The sequence below is a fragment of the Pseudomonas baetica genome (genome assembly GCF_051216495.1).
Classification (GTDB): domain Bacteria; phylum Pseudomonadota; class Gammaproteobacteria; order Pseudomonadales; family Pseudomonadaceae; genus Aquipseudomonas; species Aquipseudomonas baetica_B.
The window spans coordinates 1-18,085 of the sequence record NZ_JBPKAM010000114.1 but is presented as its reverse complement, the minus strand read 5'-3'; the positions used below and the strand labels follow the sequence as shown (position 1 = coordinate 18,085).

Below are 18,085 nucleotides of genomic sequence, written 5' to 3'. Positions count from 1 at the left end.
CCCCCCCCCCGCCCCCCCCCCCCCCCCCCCCCCCCCCCCCCCCCCCCCCCCCCCCCCCTACCTCCCCCCCCCCCCCCCCCCCCCCCCCCCCCCCCCGCTCCCACAATAGGTGTTTACGCCGAAAAATCGACAAACGATGCCAATTACGCGGCGTACGGCAGCGCACCGCGCAGATTGTGGAACTAATCTTTCACGACCGCCTTGAATAGCGAACCAGATTTCCATTCTGCCGTTAGAAACCTTCCTCGATCTGTCCAGGCGCATGGTTGGGTGATCACGCACCAGGATCCTTATTGTTTTGCCTCCCGTTGTGTGGTCTGGCAGCAATTCGTGAGAGGAAACCGGGTATGAATAGGCACTCGCACCGCATCAGGTTTTACGTTGCGTGTTCATTGATCTTGGCACTCAACGGTATCGCACAGGCAGCACAGACAGAAAAACCCAATATCCTGTTCATCGTCTCCGACGACACCGGCTACGGTGACCTAGGGCCTTATGGTGGCGGTGTTGGCCGCGGAATGCCGACGCCGAGCATCGACCAACTGGCAGCCGAAGGCACCACCTTCTTCTCCTTCTACGCCCAACCCAGCTGCACGCCAGGCCGGGCCGCGATGCAAACCGGGCGCATCCCAAACCGCAGCGGCATGACCACCGTGGCGTTCCAGGGTCAGGGTGGCGGCTTGCCGGCGGCTGAATGGACACTGGCCTCCGTTCTGAAAACCGGAGGTTACGACACTTATTTCACGGGCAAATGGCACTTGGGCGAAGCCGATTACGCCCTGCCCAACGCCCAAGGCTATGACGTGATGAAATACGTCGGCCTGTATCACCTCAATGCCTACACCTACGCCGACCCGACATGGTTCCCGGACATGGATGACGAGACACGTGCCATGTTCACCAAAGTGACCCAGGGCGCGCTGTCGGCCAAGGCGGGAGAGAAAGCCGTTGAGGAATTCAAGATCAACGGCCAGTACGTCGACACCCCTGTAGTGGATGGCAAGCCCGGTGTCGTGGGCATTCCGTTCTTCGACAACTACGTGGAAAAGGCGGCGCTGGAGTTTCTCGAGACCGCCTCGAAATCGAACAAACCGTTCTTTATCAACGTCAACTTCATGAAAGTGCACCAGCCCAACCTGCCGTCGCCGGAGTTCGTTCACAAGTCGATCTCCAAGACCAAGTACGCCGACTCCATCGTGGAACTCGATACCCACATTGGCCGCATCATGGACAAGCTCAAGGCACTGGGCCTGGATAAAAACACCCTGGTGGTCTACACCACCGACAACGGTGCCTGGCAGGATGTTTACCCCGACGCAGGCTACACGCCCTTCCGGGGCACCAAAGGCACCGTGCGTGAAGGCGGCAACCGGGTACCGGCGATCATGGTCTGGCCCGGCAAGATCAAGGCGGATCAAAAAAACCACGACATCATCGGCGGCCTGGACCTGATGGCGACGTTCGCTTCCGTGGCCGGGATCAAACTTCCGGACAAGGATCGCGAAGGCAAGCCGATCATCTTCGACAGTTACGACATGACCCCGGTGCTACTTGGAACCGGCCCAGACCCTCGCAAGGAGTGGTTCTACTTCACCGAGAACGAGCTGTCCCCCGGCGCTGCCCGCGTGGGCAACTACAAGGCGGTGTTCAACCTCAGGGGCGACAATGGCGCCGTCACCGGTGGCCTGGCTGTCGACTCCAACCAGGGCTGGAAAGGCCCGACCAAGTACGTGGCGACCGTCCCTCAAGTGTTCGACCTGCTGCAGGATCCGCAGGAACGCTACGACATCTTCATGAACAACTACACCGAACACACCTGGACCATGGTGCCCATCAGCATGGCAATCACGAAGCTGATGAAAACCTACGTTCAGTACCCTCCACGCAAACTGCAAAGCATGGGCTACGATGGCCCGATCGAAATTTCCAAGTACCAGAAATTCCAGTCGGTACGCGAAGACCTGGAAAAAGAAGGCGTTGTCATTCCAATGCCTAACTAGCCCTGTGGTGGCAGCCTCGTCGAGGCTGCCACTCTCTTTCAATGAAAGGGCATTTGAAGCCACCATGCATCCCACTGCAAAAAAATCACCTTCGTGAGTCATGCCGAGCCATCAACGGCCGATAATGTCGAGGCGTCGTGCCCGTTGGCCGCCGCTTTATGGACCAGAATGTTTTGACAGGGGCTTCAAATGCGTCATCTGCGACACCTCACCTCCCCCCTCCACCAGCAAAAAATCGCCGACGTCACCTTCCACATCGCCCCGTCCGACCAAGGCGAATTGGTGCCATTGTTGCAGCGCTTTTTTGCCCAACCCGAGCAGCACAGACTGCTGGATACCCCCGAAGACACCCGCCGCGTGGTCCTGCTCGAAGGCGAGCGCAAATGGGTGTTGAAATACAACCGCCTGACCCACTGGAAAAAGCAGCTGCAGAATTTCCTCGGCCTCAAGCGCGCGTTCGGCCTGCACGACCTGACCAATGAGTTCATCAATTTGTCGGCTGTGTCGGCCAAGTCGCAATCCTCGCCAAGGGTCGCTGCCTTCGGTCATGTCGGGCGCTTTCCGTTTCTCAAGGAAGAGTATTTGCTGGTGGGCTTTTTCGATGATCATTGCAGTGTCGATGATCGCCTGACCCAGCACCCCGAACTGGCTGCCCCGCTGCTGATGGACATCCTCCCGTTGTTCGGCCGTATGCTCGTCGAAGGCTTCGTGCACATGGACCCCCATCCCAAGAACATCCTGATCGGTCCCGACGGCACGCTAAGACTGATCGACTTCGAATGCTGTGCGCACTCGGTGCTGGATCACGATTTCAGCCTGGGGTTTCTGCTGGGTTATTTCTATCGCTATTGGTTCCAGAACTTCATTTCACTGCAGGACTATGACGCTTGCTGCGAACGCTACCTGGCGCAAGCGCATCCAACCTTGAATCGCGAGGTTTTCCAACCGGTGTACGAGCGTTTTCGGGACAGTGGCGTTTCCCGCAGCACGCGCTATCGCATCCTGACTTGCGGCAAATCCCAGGACGAGTTTCTGCGCAGTTTCAAATAATCGGTCACTCAGCCCTGCTTCAAATCCAGGCAGTAAGTGTAATAACCCGGATCACGCACGTACCCCAGCGACTCATACAACCGCTGCGCGCTGTGGTTGTCGGTCGCGGTTTCCAGGGTCATGCCTTTGGCGCCCATCAGCCGCGCAAAATCCCGGGCGGTGTTCATCAGCAACGTGCCCACCCCTTTGCCACGGGCGGCGGGTGTGGTGAACAGATCGCCCAACAACCAGGTGCGGTGTGCGTCGATGGAGGAAAAAGTCGGGAACATCTGCACGAAACCCAGGGCTTCGCCGCTGTCATCCACGGCATGGAAAATCACCGACTCGTCCCGGGCAATGCGTTCGGCGATGAAGGCGCGGGATTGCGGCAGGTTTGGCGGTTGGCCGTAGAAGCCGCGATAGGCGTCGAACAACGGGGCGATGGTGTCGAGGTGGGAAGCGTCGGCGCGCAGGGCCTGGATGGGCATGGGGGTGAGTCCTTGCGGGGTTGGGATTTACAGCCTAGCAAAGATCAAAAGATCGCAGCCTGCGGCAGCGCCTACGTGGGACCGGTGTAGGAGCTGCCGCAGGCTGCGATGTTTTGATCTGAATAAACACCTACCCCTCGTTCCACGCCACCATCGCTTCGTTGTTATCAATGAAAATCTTCGTTGGCAACTTTCTCGCGGTGGCGTGCATCCTAGGATTTCCAAGCGCTGCCTTACTTAGCCTCGATCGGCTTGCAACAACATCACCAGGTCCTGTTGGGGAACTCCACCTTGCGCAACGGGTGCGCGCTGTCCGGCGGGGGTTCTGTCCGCCCATTGGCGCCGCTCCTGCCCTGATAAATCTGCCCGTCCTGGCCCACCAGTCGATACGAAAATGGCCGAAGTTCATTGCCCCACTCGTCCACGATGACGTAATGCCCGTAGCCTGGTTTGTCGGGTTCGGGTAGCCAATCAGGCAATAATTGAGGGCGACGGTCCGGGCATTTCGCATAACGCCCGGGGACGAAACAATCGCGCGCGCGACCAGTGCGGATAGTCTGTAGTTTCAGGAAATCCGGGTGCCATTTACCGTCAGCCACGACGCTGCCGTTGGGGTAGGTGAAGGAGGTGTAATTGCCTTTTTTCTTTTCCTTCGGGCCGACTGAATAAAGAACGTAGTCTGAATGCAAGACAGGTTCGAAATACACTTTTCGCGCGGTTAATGCTTGATAGCTGAGATAGATACTGCCCGCTCCGGCCAAGCTGACACGCTTACGATAACCGCCTATATAGCCTTCACTGACCCACGGGTAATATTCCTTCTTAATCTCCAAGTCTCCATCAACTTTGACATCAGCTCCCCCTCTTGGTGAGTTGTTGTGATCGAAAATCACCACAACTCCACCACCAGCGCCAAAGGTCACGTTTTCTCCAAACTGCGTCGGATCTGCATAGGCCACACCAAAGGTCACGTTAGCCAGATGCCATTTGCACGCGCCACCGCCATCCTTTGGCAGTTCGATTTGATAAAGGTCACTTTCCCCCTGACGCTGGAACTCCTTGTAGACGGAGTGATGACCATCGAGCTCAATACGTTGGCCACTGGCTCCATGGCTAATGCGTTTGCAGGTGGTGGAGCGATACATGACCCACATGGTTTCGGTTTTCAGCTCCTTGGGCACTTTCACCGTCACGGTGATCTGCTCGCTGTCCGCGGGTGGGGTCAGGCTGTAGTCCTTGGAGCATCCGCTCACGCTGAATAACAGGGAGAGTAAAACGATGGACATCTTTCCGATCATGGTCTCAACCTTGGTTGCGAGAGCGCATTCATTCGTAGGTCTTTGGGTAATAGGCGTGTGGGTCAGCCACGGCATCGAAGCGCTCCATGACTTCGCCACTGGAGGCTTGCAATGATCCTGCGAGACAAACTGCGCACAGAAAAAATCACCATTTGTCCACGGGAAACTCGACTTTGCGAAGCGGATGCGCGCTGTCCGGCAAGGGTTCTGTCCGTCCGTTGACGCTGCTCTTGCCCTGATAAATCCGGCCGTCCTGGCCCACCAGTCGATAGGCAAATGCCCGAAGTTCATTACCCCACTCGTCCACGATGAGGTAATGCCCGTAGCCCGGTTTGTCGGGCTCGGGTAACCAATCGGGTAATAGCTGCGGGCGACGGTCAGGGCACCTGTCGTAACGCCAGGAGTCGAAGCAATCGCGGGCGCGGCCGGTGCGGATGGTTTGTAGTCTCAAGAAATCCGGGTGCCATTTACCGTCAGCCACGGTGGTTCCGTCGGGATAAGTGAAAGCGGTGTAATTGCCATCCTTCTTTTCCTTAGGTTGCTTGGAGTAAATCGTAAAGTCCGGATGCAGAATGGGTTCGAAATACACCTTTCGTGCCTGTAATGCCTGATAACTCAAGAAGATATCGTTCCCTTCTGTCTTTAAACTAACTCTCTTTTTTTCCCCCCCCATAAAGGACTCACTTACCCAGGGGTAATAGTCTTTTCTAATTATTAAATCCCCATCGACCTTGATATCCGCCGGACCTCTTGGCGAATTGTTGTGGTCGAAAATCACGGTCACCCCTCCGCCGGCACCAAAGGTCACGTTCTCACCGAAAAGTGTCGGATCGGCATAGGTAACGCCAAAGGTCACGTTGCTCAAACGCCATTGGCATGCACCGCCACCATCCACCGGCAAATGCGCTTCGTAAAGTTCGCTCTCCCCCTGCCGCATTGGCTCAATATCGATGCGCTGATACCCATCGCGCTGATAGGGTTTGCCACTGGCCGAGTGATCGGTGAACGTGCAGCGTGTGGAGCGATACATGACCTGCATGGTTCGCGTTATGAGCTCTTTCGGCACTTTTAGTGTCACGGTAATTTTTTCACTGTCTGCCGGCGGCGCCAGGCTGTAATCCTGACCGCACCCACTCAGACAAAAAAACAGTGTGAAAAGAGCGAAGGGCGTCCTGTAGAACATGCGTTTGTCCTTGGCCTTGTGAGCAGGCTTAACCGAAGGTTTTTTCGTAGTAGGCGCGCGGATCGGCGATTGCGTTGAAACGCTGCAGCGCCTCGGTACCGCCCTCGGCCTGTAGCGTCACGCTCAAGGCGTGGTCGATCAGTTTCTGCATCTCCAGAAACACGCTATTGCGGCTGTATTCATCCGCGGGGGTGCTGCCGTAGTGATCCTTCATCTGTTGTTCGAACTTGCGCCGTTGTACCTGCCGCTCCAACAGCGGCTCCCGTGATGGGTCGAGGGTCTCCAGCAACTGGTTGTGGATGTAGGGTTGGTACTGCGACATGAAGTGATCGCCAATGCCCAGTAGCCGGTTCACATCTGGATGACTGTGGCGTGGAAAGAATCGGGCACGGCTCTCGGTGCACAGCGAAGCGTTCAGACGTTCTTGAGCCTGCTCGGCCCGCTTGTCGTCGACCTCACAGAGGCTGGGCACCAGGTACAGCTTGGCCTTTTCCTGCAAGCGAACGTTGATCGTGCTGCGGTACTGAGCGCCATCGGGCTTACGGTACGCAGGGTATGGAGTGATGGCCTGTTCCTGATGCTGCTCGGCCCTGAAGAACATGGCGAGTTCGCCGTGATGGCTGAACGGGTCACCGTGTTGAAACATCGCGCTGGCCAGCGCCTGGCGGGTCGACCAACTGAAACCCATGAATGTACCCATTGGGCCATAGAGGTCGTACAGATGATTGTCCAGCGCCGCCTCGGGTGGCACGCGGGGAACGACATCGGTGTCATTGACATGGCGGAAATGCCATAGCTCGCTCAGCGATTGCACGGCCTTGAGGGTCAAGGTCCGTGGCATGCCATAGGTGTACAGCAGTGGATTGCGATCTTTCAGTGAGGCGGCGTGGATGAGTGCGAGTGCACCGCCGAGGCTGTGGCCGCAGATGAATAGTTTTCTGTCGAAAGCCGCTTCTGGAAGCGCCCCGCTCAGATCCTCAGAATAATTATTTCTGGCAACTACAAATGCATCGCGAAAACCTAGGTGCACACTACCTTCAGGCACTAGATCAGCGCAGGGTACTTTGGATTCGCAAATGGCTGCGAGCTCTGGTTTAACAGGACGAAAAGTCATATCGGTGCTTAGGTCGGCCAGGCCACTCATTTCGGTGCCGCGCCAGGCCACCAGTACCTGCGATGCGCTGATGGCGTAAAACAGCTGGGTGTCACCTTCTGGGGGAATTGCCAGTTTTGTATCTAATGGCTTGACGGTTACATAACGATCACTGAAAGGCACATCAGTCACCAGACAAGGCCACGCCTGGCCGTTATCCCAAACCCTCGGTGTGCGTGACAGGTCGAGGCATTGCAGCTCGAAAAGCTCGTTGGCCGAACCCAGTTGGTTCTTGGGCCGCGTGCTATACGCCAAAATGCTCATCAACCCCAAGTTGTAAGCATTGGCCAGGCTGTATTCCGACTGGTGGTGCAGCACCAGCGACCAGGCGCGGAACGGGCAAACTTCCAACACATGACGCCGATCCAATTGGTCATCACTGACGGTGAAACCACCGAAATTCGGGTCCGGAAAATGGAAAGCCGGAGGATTCTTTGGGTCATCCAAAGCTGGCTGGAACGTTGGCAGTTGATCGCACAACTGCCCAATCCGCAGATAGTGATAGCCATGACCGTCCGCAAGCGCCTGTTTCTCGATCGGCGAAAACCCCGAACGCTGCGGACCATACAGTGGAGTGCGGTCACCCAAACCCGGTCGACGCGGTTCGGCCCGTTCGGCGCGCAGGCGGCGGGTCTGCAGCAGCTCGGCCAGCGGGTCGGCCTCGATTTTGAGGGTGATGGACAGCGGATACAGGTCGTCAATGCGGATCACGCCCTGGGCGTCGCTCAGGCCAACATATTCATCGGCGTTGCCGTCTCGAACGGCCTGATTCACTGCTCGCCAGGGCAGGTTTGCCAGGGGTTCGCCCTGTTCGTCGAGCAATTGAAATTCGATCCAGTGGCGGATCTGTTTGCCCACAACAGTAATGGTCTTGAAAGGGTTGAGCGTGTCCGTACGGTGCAGGTAGTCGTTCATGTCAGTCCTTGAGTAAGAGGTTTGATTCCCAAAAAATTGATCCCTCCCGAGGGCTTCGGGATGGTGCACGAGGGGACGTCATGTCCACCCTCGTGCAAGCGGCCGATAGCTTTCTGGAAGATGACAAGGGTTGAAATAGGACGCTTCCCTGATTCGCGTAGGAAGCGTCCGGGAGTTGGGTCGTGGGGTCTGTAAGAATTTTCTATAACGGCGGTTAAAGGCAACCAACTGAGGATTGTTAAGCCTCTTTTCGGCGCTTACTGGCGCATAACTTTCTGCGTGTTTAAAAGCCGGCGAAGTTACTTGATGAAAGCCACAGATTCTTGCGTCGTTGCCTACCGTTACGCCAGAATCCGCCGGCTTGTATGCCTTGGGGCTGCTGGGTAACTTGATTCGCGTCACTGGTTGTCAGTGATCGGGTTTAGTAGCCCGCCAAGGTTATAGCGGTCGCACGAGCATCATCAGTCAGGTTCTCCTGAACTCGATGGTAGCTGTGCGCATGGCGTCCTCGGACGCGCCGGTTTTTGCTTACCCTTGCCGGTCTACTAACTTGCGCACAGCTGCCTCCCTTTCGTGTAGTAGCGAAGGGTCGCGGCCCTACTACTTAAGGGAAGCATTCATGGTCAAGCCAACGCCAAACCCGCCGGAATCCGATCCGGCAACATCCGTCCGCATCCCCTCAGCCGCCGACATCAACGCCACCCCCCGCACGCTTGACCCCACCTTCATCGTCAACCCCGATCTCGATACACAAACCCTTCTGGCCCATGCCTGCGAATCGCTGACGTCGGCCAATGTCATGACACTGGATCTGGCGGACAGGACGGAGGGGACAAGTCGCAACACCCTGCTGGGTATTGCGCAGGTCATTATGTTGGGGGAACTGGCGGTGAATCGGGCGCTGGATCGGATTGAATCGGCGGGATAGAAAAGCAAAAGATCGCAGCCTTCGGCAGCTCCTACATGGGATAGGTGTAGGAGCTGCCGAAGGCTGCGATCTTTTGATCTTTTATCCGGTGGCAACGATGGCGCGGGCAGTCTGGATGCACGCGTTGGCCGCACGTTTTTCGCGAGCATGCTCGCTCCTACAGGTATGCGCCCACCTCGGTCCTGTAGGAGCTGTCGAGTGGAACGAGGCTGCGATCTTTTAGAGGCAGGATCAAAAGATCGCAGCCTGCGGCAGCTCCTACAGGGGAACGGGGTGTCCGCGAGATGGAGTCAGACCCGTACGTTACGCCCCGGCAAGGAGGAGCGCTGGCTGTTCTCCCAGTTCTCCACCAGCCCCACCGGCACCTCCGCCGCCGGCAGCATTTTCCTCCCGCGAACCAGATCCGAAGCCCGTTCGGCCAGCATGATGGTCGGGGCGTTGAGGTTGCCGTTCGGCTCGGTCGGGAACACCGAGGAGTCGATCACCCGCAGCCCGGCGATACCATGCACCCGCAGTTCGGAGTCCACCACCGCCATGTCGTCCTCGCCCATGCGGCACGAGCCGCAAGGGTGGTAGGTGCTTTCGAGGTTTTCGCGGACAAAAGCGTCGATCTGTTCATCGGTTTGCACCAGCGGGCCGGGGGCGATTTCGCCGTCGCGGAAGCGGTCCATGGCCTTTTGGCCGATGATTTCGCGGGTCAGGCGGATGCAGCGGCGGAAGCCTTCGCGGTCCTCCTCCCGTTGCAGGTAGTTGAAACGGATCTCCGGATGCTCGTACGGGTCGGCGGAACGCGCCCGCACATAGCCACGACTTTTCGGTTTGTTGGGACCTGTGAGTACCATGAAGCCGTGGCCCTTGATCGGTTTGTTGCCGTCGTAGCGCATGGCGGCAGGCAGGAAGTGGAACTGAATGTCCGGCCAGCGCAGACCCTTGTCGGAGCGGATGAAACCGCCGGCCTCGAAGTGGTTGGTGGCGCCCAGCCCGTCCTTGAACAGCAGCCAGCGCAAACCGATCATCAACTTGCTCAGCGGGTCCATTTTGCTGTTGAGGGTCACAGGTTCCTTGCAGCCGAACTGGATGTACACCTCGGCGTGATCCTGCTGGTTCTCCCCTACCCCCGGCAGGTCATGACGCACGACGATCCCGGCTTTGCGCAGGACTTCGGCCGGGCCGATGCCGGAGCGTTGCAGCAGGTGCGGCGAGCCGATGGGGCCGGAGGAAATCAGCACTTCGCGGTTGCAATACACCTCGTGGGTCTGGCCATCGTGGTCATAGCGGATGCCCACCGCGCGCTTGCCGTCGAGGATGATCTGGCGGGTCATGGCGTGGGTGATCACGGTCAGGTTCGGCCGGCCCATGGCCGGGCGCAGGTAGGCATTGGCAGTGGAGCAGCGCACGCCGTTTTTCACGGTCATGTGCATCGCGCCGAAGCCTTCCTGCATGAAGCCGTTGCAGTCGTCGGTCTTGATGTAGCCCGCTTCGGCGCCGGCTTCGACCCAGGCCCCGTAAAGCGGGTTTTTCATGTGGTTGCCGTTGGTGGTGTGCAGCGGCCCGGTTTGCCCGCGATAGTTGTCGCCACCGTCCTCGTAGCTCTCGGCGCGTTTGAAGTACGGCAGGCAATTTTTATAGCCCCAGCCTTGAGCGCCGAGGGTTTCCCACTCGTCGAAGTCATAGGCGTGGCCACGGATGTAGACCAGGCCGTTGATCGACGACGATCCGCCCAACACCTTGCCCCGCGGGCAGTGAATGCGTCGGCCGTCGAGGTAGGTTTCCGGTTCGGTTTCGTAGCGCCAGTTGTACTTCTTGGTGTTCATCGGGATCGAGAACGCGCTGGGCATCTGGATCACCACGCTCTTGTCGCTGCCGCCGAATTCCAGCACCAACACGGAAGTGGCCGGGTCTTCGCTCAAGCGGTTGGCCAACACACAACCTGCCGAGCCTGCGCCGATGATGATGTAGTCGTATTTTTGCGTCGTCATGATTTATCTCCGGACCGCCGACTCTTTGAACACGTTGAGCGAGTCGCCAGTGGTGTATTGCGGACAGGTTTTTTCGATCTGCTGGATCACGGCTTCTTCGCGTTTTAGATCAATCGAACGGCTCAGCCAGTAGTACGCCAGCCCCGAGACGATCAGCCCCACCAGCCAGGCGATGTCGATACTGCCCAAGGCCTTGGCCAACGGGCCGACATACACCTCGCGCTGTTCGACGCCGTCGAAGATGTAGAAGAACGGGATCATCGAGATGAAGCCGATGGCGTACGCGAGAATGCCGCGCAGGCCCCAGCTGCCGTAGATGTTGCCGTGGGGCATGAAAAAGTGCGGGATGGCGTAGCGGCCTTTGCGCACGAAGAAGTAATCGGTGAGGTTGACCGAGGTCCAGGGCACCAGGAAGTACAACATCACCACCAGGTAGATACCGAGCACTGACAAGCCCTTGCCGGAACTCTGGATGCTCAGGGCCACGCCCAGCTGCAGCAGGATCACGAACAGGATCGCCAGGATCCGCGCCTTGCGGGTCGGTTCGATGTGCTTGATCGAATCGACACAGGTCAACGTAGTCAGCTTGGCGCTGTAGATGTTCATCGCGATCACTGGTAGGAACGCCAGGATGGTGATCACCACCACCGCTGTGCCCATCAGTGGCGACACAGTGTTGCCGACTTGTCCGAGGGCCACCAGCACGTCAGTGGAGTGCAGGTGATCGGCCAGCCAGCCGCCCACGGAAATCATCCAGGCACCGGACAACGACGCTCCGAGGAACACCACGGCAATCAACTTGCCGCTGGAGGTGTTCTTCGGCAGGTAACGCGAGTAGTCGGACACATAAGGGGCATAGGCGATGTTGTAGCTGGCGGCTGCCGCGAACTGGGCGATGAAGCCGGTCCAGTTGAAACCCAACGGTGCCGGGGCCGTTTCGCCTTCGGCCAGCGCCGGCAGCACTGCATCCGGCACCCACCCCATCAGTACCGCCAGGGTCACCAGGCCGTACAGCGGCAGGGACAGGTACAACGCCCATTTGAAGCTGCGGTGCATCCAGTCATGGCCGAGGATCGCCAGGACAGCTGCCGGGACAGTCACCGCCACCGCAATCACCGTGGGACTGAAACCGAACAGCGTGTGCAGGCCCTGCATCATCAACACCAGGTTGACGATGTTGAAACCAGCGAACACGAACAGCGTCGCCAGCAACACCAGAATCACCCCGCGATAACCGAACTGCGCCCGGGACTGGATCATCTGTGGCAGGCCCAGGTGCGGCCCTTGCGAGCCATGAAAAGCCATGAACAAGGTGCCGAACATGATGCCCAGCGTGCCGGCCAGGGTGGTCCAGAGCGCGGTCAGGCCGACGCTTGGACCGACGAAGCCGATGGTCATGGTGAAGAAGGTGAAATTGCCGAGGAACCAGAACGGTCCCTGGCTCGACAGCTTGTCGGTGCGTTCGCCCTCAGGGATGAAGTCGATGGAATGACTCTCGACCACGGATTTGTCGTCGAGGATGGACACATTCGGGACAGGCTTGGCGTCTATGTTCATGATGGACTCTTGTTATTGGAAGATCATGACGAGATAACCGCATTGTTTCGGCGCGTCCTTGCCGTACACCTGTAGGAGCGAGCTTGCTCGCGATGAATCCAACAACACCACGGGGTGTCAGGCTGCCAGCGTTATCGTTGGCGACCATCGCGAGCAAGCTCGCTCCTACACAGGAACTGTGTCAGCCGGGCAAGGTGATCCACACCGCCTTGGTTTCGAGCAAGTAATCCAGCTGCTCCGCGCCCAAATCCTTGCCGAACCCGGACTGTTTGTAGCCACCGAACGGCATCGACGGGTCGAGGGTGCCGTGGGCGTTGACGTAGACCGAGCCCGCTTTCAACCGTGGAATCAAGCTGTGCACCTTGCCCAGGTCGTTGGAATACAGGGCCGCCGCCAGGCCATAGACCGAGTCATTGGCCAGGGCCAGGGCCTCTTCTTCATTGTCGAAGGCGGCAGTCACCAGCACCGGGCCGAAGATCTCTTCCTGGACGATGCGCATGTCGTTGCGGCAATGGGCAAAGATCGTCGGTTCGACGAAGTAGCCCGGGCCTTCGACCGGCTGGCCGCCATAGACCAGTTCGGCGCCTTCGGCCTTGCCGGTTTCGATGTACTCGGTCACGCGCTGCTTCTGCTGGGCCGACACCAGCGGGCCGATGAAGCAGTCCGGGTCCATGCCGGGGGCCATTTTCAACGTCCGGGTGTAGGCGATCAGTTCGCGCAGGAAATCGTCGTAGACACTGCGATGAACATAGGCCCGCGTACCGGCGTCGCACACCTGCCCCGAGTTGAAGAACACTCCGTTGGCCACCGCTTGTGCAGCGGCCGGGATGTCCGCGTCGGCCATGACGATTACCGGTGATTTTCCTCCGAGTTCGAGGGTTAGTCGCTTCATTTCGTCCAGCGCGGCGCGGCCGACGGTGCGGCCCACCGGGGTCGAGCCGGTGAAGGTCAGTTTGTCGATGCCCGGATGGACAGACATGGCCGCGCCGACCACGCTGCCGCGCCCGGTGACGATGTTGATCACCCCGTCCGGAATGCCCGCTTCCTGCACCAGCTCGGCAAAACGCAGGGCCGACAGCGAGGTCAGTTCGGCGGGTTTGACCACCACGGTGCAACCGGTGGCCAGCGCCGCGCCGAGTTTCCAGGCCATGGTTTGCAGCGGGAAATTCCACGGCACGATGGCACCGACCACGCCCACCGCTTCCTTGCGGGTATAGGCCAGGTAATTACCGGGCAGCGACGGCTCGACGGTACGGCCGTGGAGCTTGGTGGCCCAACCGGCGAAGTAACGCAGGGTGTCAACGGTGCCCTGGATATCGACATCCTTGGCGAACGCCACGGATTTGCCCATGTCGATCGATTCGATTTGCGCAAGCTCCGCGGCGTTCTGCTCGATCAGATCCGCCAGGCGTTGCATCAGCCGTTCGCGTTCCGCCGGTTTGGCCTGACGCCAGGCGCCGCCGTCGAACTGGGCGCGAGCGGCTTGCACGGCGCGATCCAGATCCTCGGTCGTGCCCATGGGAATGCGAGTGATCAGGCCTTCGGTCGAAGGTTCGATGACTTCGGAGGTCTGGCCGTCGCTGGCCTCGACCCAGGCGCCCCCGATGAACATTTTCTGCACCTTGCTCAGAAACGTCTGGGTGGCTTCGGATACACCGAATGTCTGCAAATACTGCTTAACGATCGCGTCCATTTTCAGGCTCCTCTGTGTGGCGGTCGGGTCACGCCGTGGCCGTAGTGGTTTCGTTCATCTCAGACCGCGCTTGAGCGCGTTCGTGGAAGATGAAGCCGATGCTGTTGAGCAGTAGTTGCGCGGCGAGGATCGAGGTCATGCCGGTCGGGTCGTACACCGGTGCAACCTCCACCAGGTCCATGCCGACAATGTTGCCTTTGCTTCGTTTGGCCAGGGCCTGGATGATTTCCAGCACTTCGTAGTAGAGGAAGCCGCCGTGGCTCGGGGTGCCGGTGCCAGGGGCGATGGACGGGTCAAAACCGTCGATGTCGATGGTGATGTAGTAGTTGATGTTCTGCGGGATCAGCGCCAGCACCCCGTCGACACCCAGGCGACGCACGTCGCGCACCGAGAGTATTTTCGAGCCAGCCGCGTGGGCGGCTTCGTAGTCATCGCGGTTGGACGACGACACGTTGCGGATGCCCATCTGGGTCATGCCGACGATGTGGTTCATTTCCGAGGCGCGGCGCAGCGGGTTGCCATGGCCGTAGCGAACGCCGTGGCGTTCATCGACGAAATCCAGGTGCGCATCGAAGTGGATGATGTGGATCGGGCCGCGACCTTCGAACGCCTTGATCACTGGCGCGTGCACCGAGTGATCGCCGCCGAGTACCACCGGCATGACACCGGCATCGAGGATCTTGCGTACGGCGTATTCGGTGTTTTCGTTACTGGTGGCCATGTCGGTGTGGACGATGTCGGCATCACCGACGTCGACCATGCGCACGTCGGCGGCGGTCAGGTACATGACGTCGTCTTCGTGGTCGTAGGCGCCGGCGTGGCCGAAGGAAAACAGCGTCGATGCCTCGCGAATGCCCCGTGGCCCGAAGCGCGCGCCGGAGCGCCATTGGGTGCCCATGTCGTTGGGCACACCGAGTATCGCCACATCCGCGTCCAGCGCATCCCAGTCGGTGCACACCGGGGATTTGCCGAAGGTGCAATGCCCCACGAATGGCAGGTTCAGGCGACCGGATTCATAACCGTTGTTCGACATTTGGGCCTCTCCACTTCTTGTTATCGGCTAGGCGGACTGCAAGGCGACCGCCGTTGGAAAGACTATGGGCGCAGCTTTTCGTGGAAAAAATGCTAAACATCAGATACTCATATCGGCATTAGCGATGTATCCACACGCGGGAGGTCCAGGGTGATTCAACTGCACGATGTCGACCTGAAATTGCTCAGGGTGTTTGCCACGATTGTCCGTTGTGGCGGGTTTTCCGCAGCGCAAGCGGCGTTGAATGCCGGGCAATCGACCATCAGCGAACAGATGACCCATCTGGAGACGCGGCTCGGGGTCAAGCTCTGCCAGCGCGGGCGCAGTGGCTTTCGCCTGACCGAGCAAGGGGTGGCGATCCATGAAGCCACCCAGCGCCTGCTCTCGGCGGTGGAGAATTTCTGCATGGACGCCGACGTACTCAAGCAGCACATCAGCGGCAAGCTCAACCTGGGGATCATCGACAGCACCATCACCGACCCGGATTCGCCGATCCCCCGCACCACCCAGCGCTTCGTCTCGCGCGGGCACGATGTGCACCTGAGCGTCTACGTCGGCGAACCCGCGGAACTGGAGGAACGGGTGCTCGACGGCCGCTTGCACCTGGCCATCGGGCACTTCCCGATCCATGTGCCAGGCTTGCAACATTCACCGCTGTATCAGGAAGCGTTGGGGCTGTATTGCGGACGGCGCCATCCGTTGTTCGGCAGCCAGGCCGAGGGAGAGGAACTGCTCGAAGAAATCAGCACCAGCCGCATCGTGGTCCGTGGCTACATGCAGCAATACGACCTCGAACACCTGGGTGTCAGCAAGGCCGCGGCGACCGTGGACAATATCGAGGCCCTGGCAATCCTGATCATCTCCGGCGCCTACCTGGGCTTTCTGCCGGCGCATTTCGCCGCCCAGTGGATCAAGACCGGCGAGATGCATCAACTCGCCCCACAGAGCCTGCAACTGATGTCGCCCTTCGACGTAATCACCCGACGCGGCACGGCGCCACCACCGATTCTCCAAGCGTTTCTCGAGGATCTGGCGACCTGTTCGCGTAAAGTGCCATCCCCCGAAAAACACTGATGAACCTTTTCACTTGTGGGAGCGAGCCTGCTCGCGAAGAGGCCATGACATTCAACAGTGATGTTGTTTGACACTCCGCCTTCGCGAGCAGGCTCGCTCCCACAAAGGTCGTATGCAAATCGATACACCGTAGCGAATTCAGGACAAGCCCCGGATAACACGGCCACCCTGGCCTTCGCTCGCCAAAACCTCAAATGCCTGTATTGATTTCAATACGGACGACACCGGCCACTCATTTCGACAAACACTCGCAAGCCTTTGTTTTAAAAAACATAAACCCAACTGGCACTGCCCTTGCTATCGCTCCCACAAAGAACAAAACAGAGGGCTCCACCATGTTCAGCAAGCACGACCAGATCGAAGGCTACGACGATGAACTGCTGGCGGCGATGAACGCCGAGGACGCGCGACAGGAACACCATATCGAGTTGATCGCTTCGGAGAACTACACCAGCCGACGGGTGATGCAGGCGCAAGGCAGTGGCTTGACGAACAAGTACGCCGAAGGCTATCCGGGCAAGCGATATTACGGCGGTTGCGAACATGTCGATGTGGTCGAGCAACTGGCGATCGATCGTGCAAAAGCGCTGTTCGGCGCCGATTACGCCAACGTGCAACCGCACTCCGGCAGCCAGGCCAACGCGGCCGTCTATCTGGCGTTGTTGCAAGCCGGTGACACCGTACTGGGCATGAGCCTGGCCCATGGCGGGCACCTGACCCACGGTGCCAAAGTGAGTTTTTCCGGCAAGCTCTACAACGCCGTACAGTACGGCATCGACACCGCTACCGGGTTGATCGATTACGACGAAGTCGAACGGCTGGCCCTTGAGCACAAGCCGAAGATGATCATTGCCGGGTTCTCCGCGTATTCGAAGACCCTCGATTTCCCGCGCTTTCGGCAGATCGCCGACAAGGTCGGCGCGTATCTGTTCGTGGACATGGCGCACGTCGCCGGGCTGGTGGCCAGCGGTCTGTATCCGAACCCGATTCCGTTTGCCGACGTGGTCACCACCACGACCCACAAGACCCTGCGCGGTCCCCGTGGCGGGTTGATCCTGGCCAGGGCCAATGCGGAACTGGAGAAAAAACTCAACGCCGCCGTGTTCCCCGGTGGCCAGGGCGGCCCGCTGATGCATGTGATCGCCGCCAAGGCCGTGTGCTTCAAGGAGGCACTGGAACCGGCCTTCAAGACCTATCAGGCACAAGTGATCCGCAACGCCCAGGCCATGGCGCAGGTGTTTATCGAGCGCGGTTACGATGTGGTCTCGGGCGGCACCGACAACCATCTGTTCCTGGTCAGCCTGATTCGCCAGGGCCTGACCGGCAAGGACGCCGACGCCGCACTGGGCCGTGCCGGCATCACCGTAAACAAAAACGCCGTGCCCAATGATCCGCAATCGCCCTTCGTGACGTCCGGTCTGCGAATCGGTACGCCGGCGATCACCAGCCGGGGATTCAAGGAAGCCCAGAGCATCGAACTGGCGGGATGGATCTGCGACATCCTCGACCACCTCGGCGATGCCGATGTCGAGGCCCGGGTGGCCCGGCAAGCGGCTGCGATGTGCGAGGATTTCCCGGTCTATCGCGACTAATCCTTCTGCTAATCCCTGTGGGAGCGGGGGGGGGGGGGGGGGGGGGGGGGGGGGGGGGGGGGTAGGGGGGGGGGGAGGGGGGGGGAAGAAAAGGGGTATTGATCAAAGAGTAAGGCGAATGCGAACGGTAGGCGGCGAGGAAAACATAGAAATCGCGCTCGCG

Annotated in this window: 13 protein-coding genes; 5 read left to right on the top strand and 8 right to left on the bottom strand. The window is 59.2% G+C overall.

Features of this window, described 5'->3' with window-relative positions; all coding sequences use genetic code 11:
- The first annotated feature begins 347 nt into the window (after positions 1-347).
- Positions 348-2,000, top strand: coding sequence for an arylsulfatase (locus ACSFE6_RS27025; RefSeq protein ID WP_435430460.1), 1,653 nt, complete (start codon positions 348-350; stop codon positions 1,998-2,000).
- Between the two features lie 189 nt (positions 2,001-2,189).
- A complete protein-coding gene (locus tag ACSFE6_RS27020) occupies positions 2,190-3,050 on the top strand; it encodes a lipopolysaccharide kinase InaA family protein (RefSeq protein WP_435430459.1) in 861 nt (286 codons plus the stop codon).
- Between the two features lie 8 nt (positions 3,051-3,058).
- Here the strand turns inward: ACSFE6_RS27020 and ACSFE6_RS27015 are convergent, their stop codons facing one another.
- The 4 genes from ACSFE6_RS27015 to ACSFE6_RS27000 all read right to left on the bottom strand — a co-directional run bounded on the left by ACSFE6_RS27015 (position 3,059) and on the right by ACSFE6_RS27000 (position 8,066).
- Complete coding sequence (locus ACSFE6_RS27015) at positions 3,059-3,517, bottom strand: GNAT family N-acetyltransferase (RefSeq protein WP_435430458.1); 459 nt, start codon at positions 3,515-3,517, stop codon at positions 3,059-3,061.
- A 263-nt stretch (positions 3,518-3,780) separates the two neighbouring features.
- On the bottom strand, positions 3,781-4,890 hold the full coding sequence (locus ACSFE6_RS27010; RefSeq protein WP_435430457.1) for a hypothetical protein: 1,110 nt from the start codon (positions 4,888-4,890) through the stop codon (positions 3,781-3,783).
- 70 nt (positions 4,891-4,960) lie between these two features.
- Entirely contained in the window at positions 4,961-5,998 is a 1,038-nt protein-coding gene (locus tag ACSFE6_RS27005) for a hypothetical protein (protein WP_435430456.1), read from the bottom strand.
- Between the two features lie 28 nt (positions 5,999-6,026).
- Positions 6,027-8,066 (bottom strand): lipase family protein, encoded by a 2,040-nt coding sequence (locus ACSFE6_RS27000; protein WP_435430455.1) that lies wholly within the window; start codon positions 8,064-8,066, stop codon positions 6,027-6,029.
- Between the two features lie 619 nt (positions 8,067-8,685).
- Here ACSFE6_RS27000 and ACSFE6_RS26995 point away from each other — a divergent pair.
- Positions 8,686-8,994, top strand: coding sequence for a DUF6124 family protein (locus ACSFE6_RS26995; RefSeq protein WP_435430454.1), 309 nt, complete (start codon positions 8,686-8,688; stop codon positions 8,992-8,994).
- A gap of 290 nt (positions 8,995-9,284) precedes the next feature.
- On the opposite strand, the gene betA is transcribed toward ACSFE6_RS26995, so the two are convergent.
- From betA to speB, 4 genes are all read right to left on the bottom strand, one after another.
- The gene (betA, locus tag ACSFE6_RS26990; RefSeq protein WP_435430453.1) at positions 9,285-10,973 is read right to left on the bottom strand and encodes a choline dehydrogenase; all 1,689 of its coding nucleotides are present in this window, start codon (positions 10,971-10,973) and stop codon (positions 9,285-9,287) included.
- A 3-nt stretch (positions 10,974-10,976) separates the two neighbouring features.
- Positions 10,977-12,530, bottom strand: a complete 1,554-nt coding sequence (locus tag ACSFE6_RS26985; protein WP_435430452.1) for a purine-cytosine permease family protein — start codon at positions 12,528-12,530, stop codon at positions 10,977-10,979.
- Between the two features lie 181 nt (positions 12,531-12,711).
- Positions 12,712-14,223, bottom strand: a complete 1,512-nt coding sequence (locus tag ACSFE6_RS26980; RefSeq protein WP_435430451.1) for an aldehyde dehydrogenase family protein — start codon at positions 14,221-14,223, stop codon at positions 12,712-12,714.
- A gap of 28 nt (positions 14,224-14,251) precedes the next feature.
- Positions 14,252-15,256 carry an agmatinase gene (gene speB / locus ACSFE6_RS26975; protein WP_435430450.1) on the bottom strand — a complete coding sequence of 335 codons (1,005 nt, stop codon included), beginning with the start codon at positions 15,254-15,256 and terminating at the stop codon, positions 14,252-14,254.
- A 150-nt stretch (positions 15,257-15,406) separates the two neighbouring features.
- On the opposite strand from speB, the gene ACSFE6_RS26970 reads away from it, so the two are divergent.
- Together ACSFE6_RS26970 and glyA are read left to right on the top strand one after the other, a co-directional pair.
- The gene (locus tag ACSFE6_RS26970; RefSeq protein ID WP_435430449.1) at positions 15,407-16,330 is read left to right on the top strand and encodes a LysR family transcriptional regulator; all 924 of its coding nucleotides are present in this window, start codon (positions 15,407-15,409) and stop codon (positions 16,328-16,330) included.
- Positions 16,331-16,665: 335 nt separating this feature from the next.
- Positions 16,666-17,922: a serine hydroxymethyltransferase gene (gene glyA, locus ACSFE6_RS26965; RefSeq protein WP_435430448.1), complete on the top strand. Its 1,257-nt coding sequence runs from the start codon at positions 16,666-16,668 to the stop codon at positions 17,920-17,922.
- The last annotated feature ends 163 nt before the right edge of the window (positions 17,923-18,085 follow it).

What these genes read in the sequence shown, in the direction of transcription:
- glyA (WP_435430448.1), top strand. Translation starts at nt 16,666, where the DNA reads ATGTTCAGCAAGCACGACCAGATCGAAGGCTACGACGATGAACTGCTG.
- ACSFE6_RS27025 (WP_435430460.1), top strand. Translation starts at nt 348, where the DNA reads ATGAATAGGCACTCGCACCGCATCAGGTTTTACGTTGCGTGTTCATTG.
- ACSFE6_RS27015 (WP_435430458.1), bottom strand. Translation starts at nt 3,517, where the DNA reads ATGCCCATCCAGGCCCTGCGCGCCGACGCTTCCCACCTCGACACCATC.
- ACSFE6_RS26980 (WP_435430451.1), bottom strand. Translation starts at nt 14,223, where the DNA reads ATGGACGCGATCGTTAAGCAGTATTTGCAGACATTCGGTGTATCCGAA.
- ACSFE6_RS27005 (WP_435430456.1), bottom strand. Translation starts at nt 5,998, where the DNA reads ATGTTCTACAGGACGCCCTTCGCTCTTTTCACACTGTTTTTTTGTCTG.
- ACSFE6_RS27010 (WP_435430457.1), bottom strand. Translation starts at nt 4,890, where the DNA reads ATGCCGTGGCTGACCCACACGCCTATTACCCAAAGACCTACGAATGAA.
- ACSFE6_RS27000 (WP_435430455.1), bottom strand. Translation starts at nt 8,066, where the DNA reads ATGAACGACTACCTGCACCGTACGGACACGCTCAACCCTTTCAAGACC.
- ACSFE6_RS26985 (WP_435430452.1), bottom strand. Translation starts at nt 12,530, where the DNA reads ATGAACATAGACGCCAAGCCTGTCCCGAATGTGTCCATCCTCGACGAC.
- ACSFE6_RS26995 (WP_435430454.1), top strand. Translation starts at nt 8,686, where the DNA reads ATGGTCAAGCCAACGCCAAACCCGCCGGAATCCGATCCGGCAACATCC.
- speB (WP_435430450.1), bottom strand. Translation starts at nt 15,256, where the DNA reads ATGTCGAACAACGGTTATGAATCCGGTCGCCTGAACCTGCCATTCGTG.
- betA (WP_435430453.1), bottom strand. Translation starts at nt 10,973, where the DNA reads ATGACGACGCAAAAATACGACTACATCATCATCGGCGCAGGCTCGGCA.
- ACSFE6_RS27020 (WP_435430459.1), top strand. Translation starts at nt 2,190, where the DNA reads ATGCGTCATCTGCGACACCTCACCTCCCCCCTCCACCAGCAAAAAATC.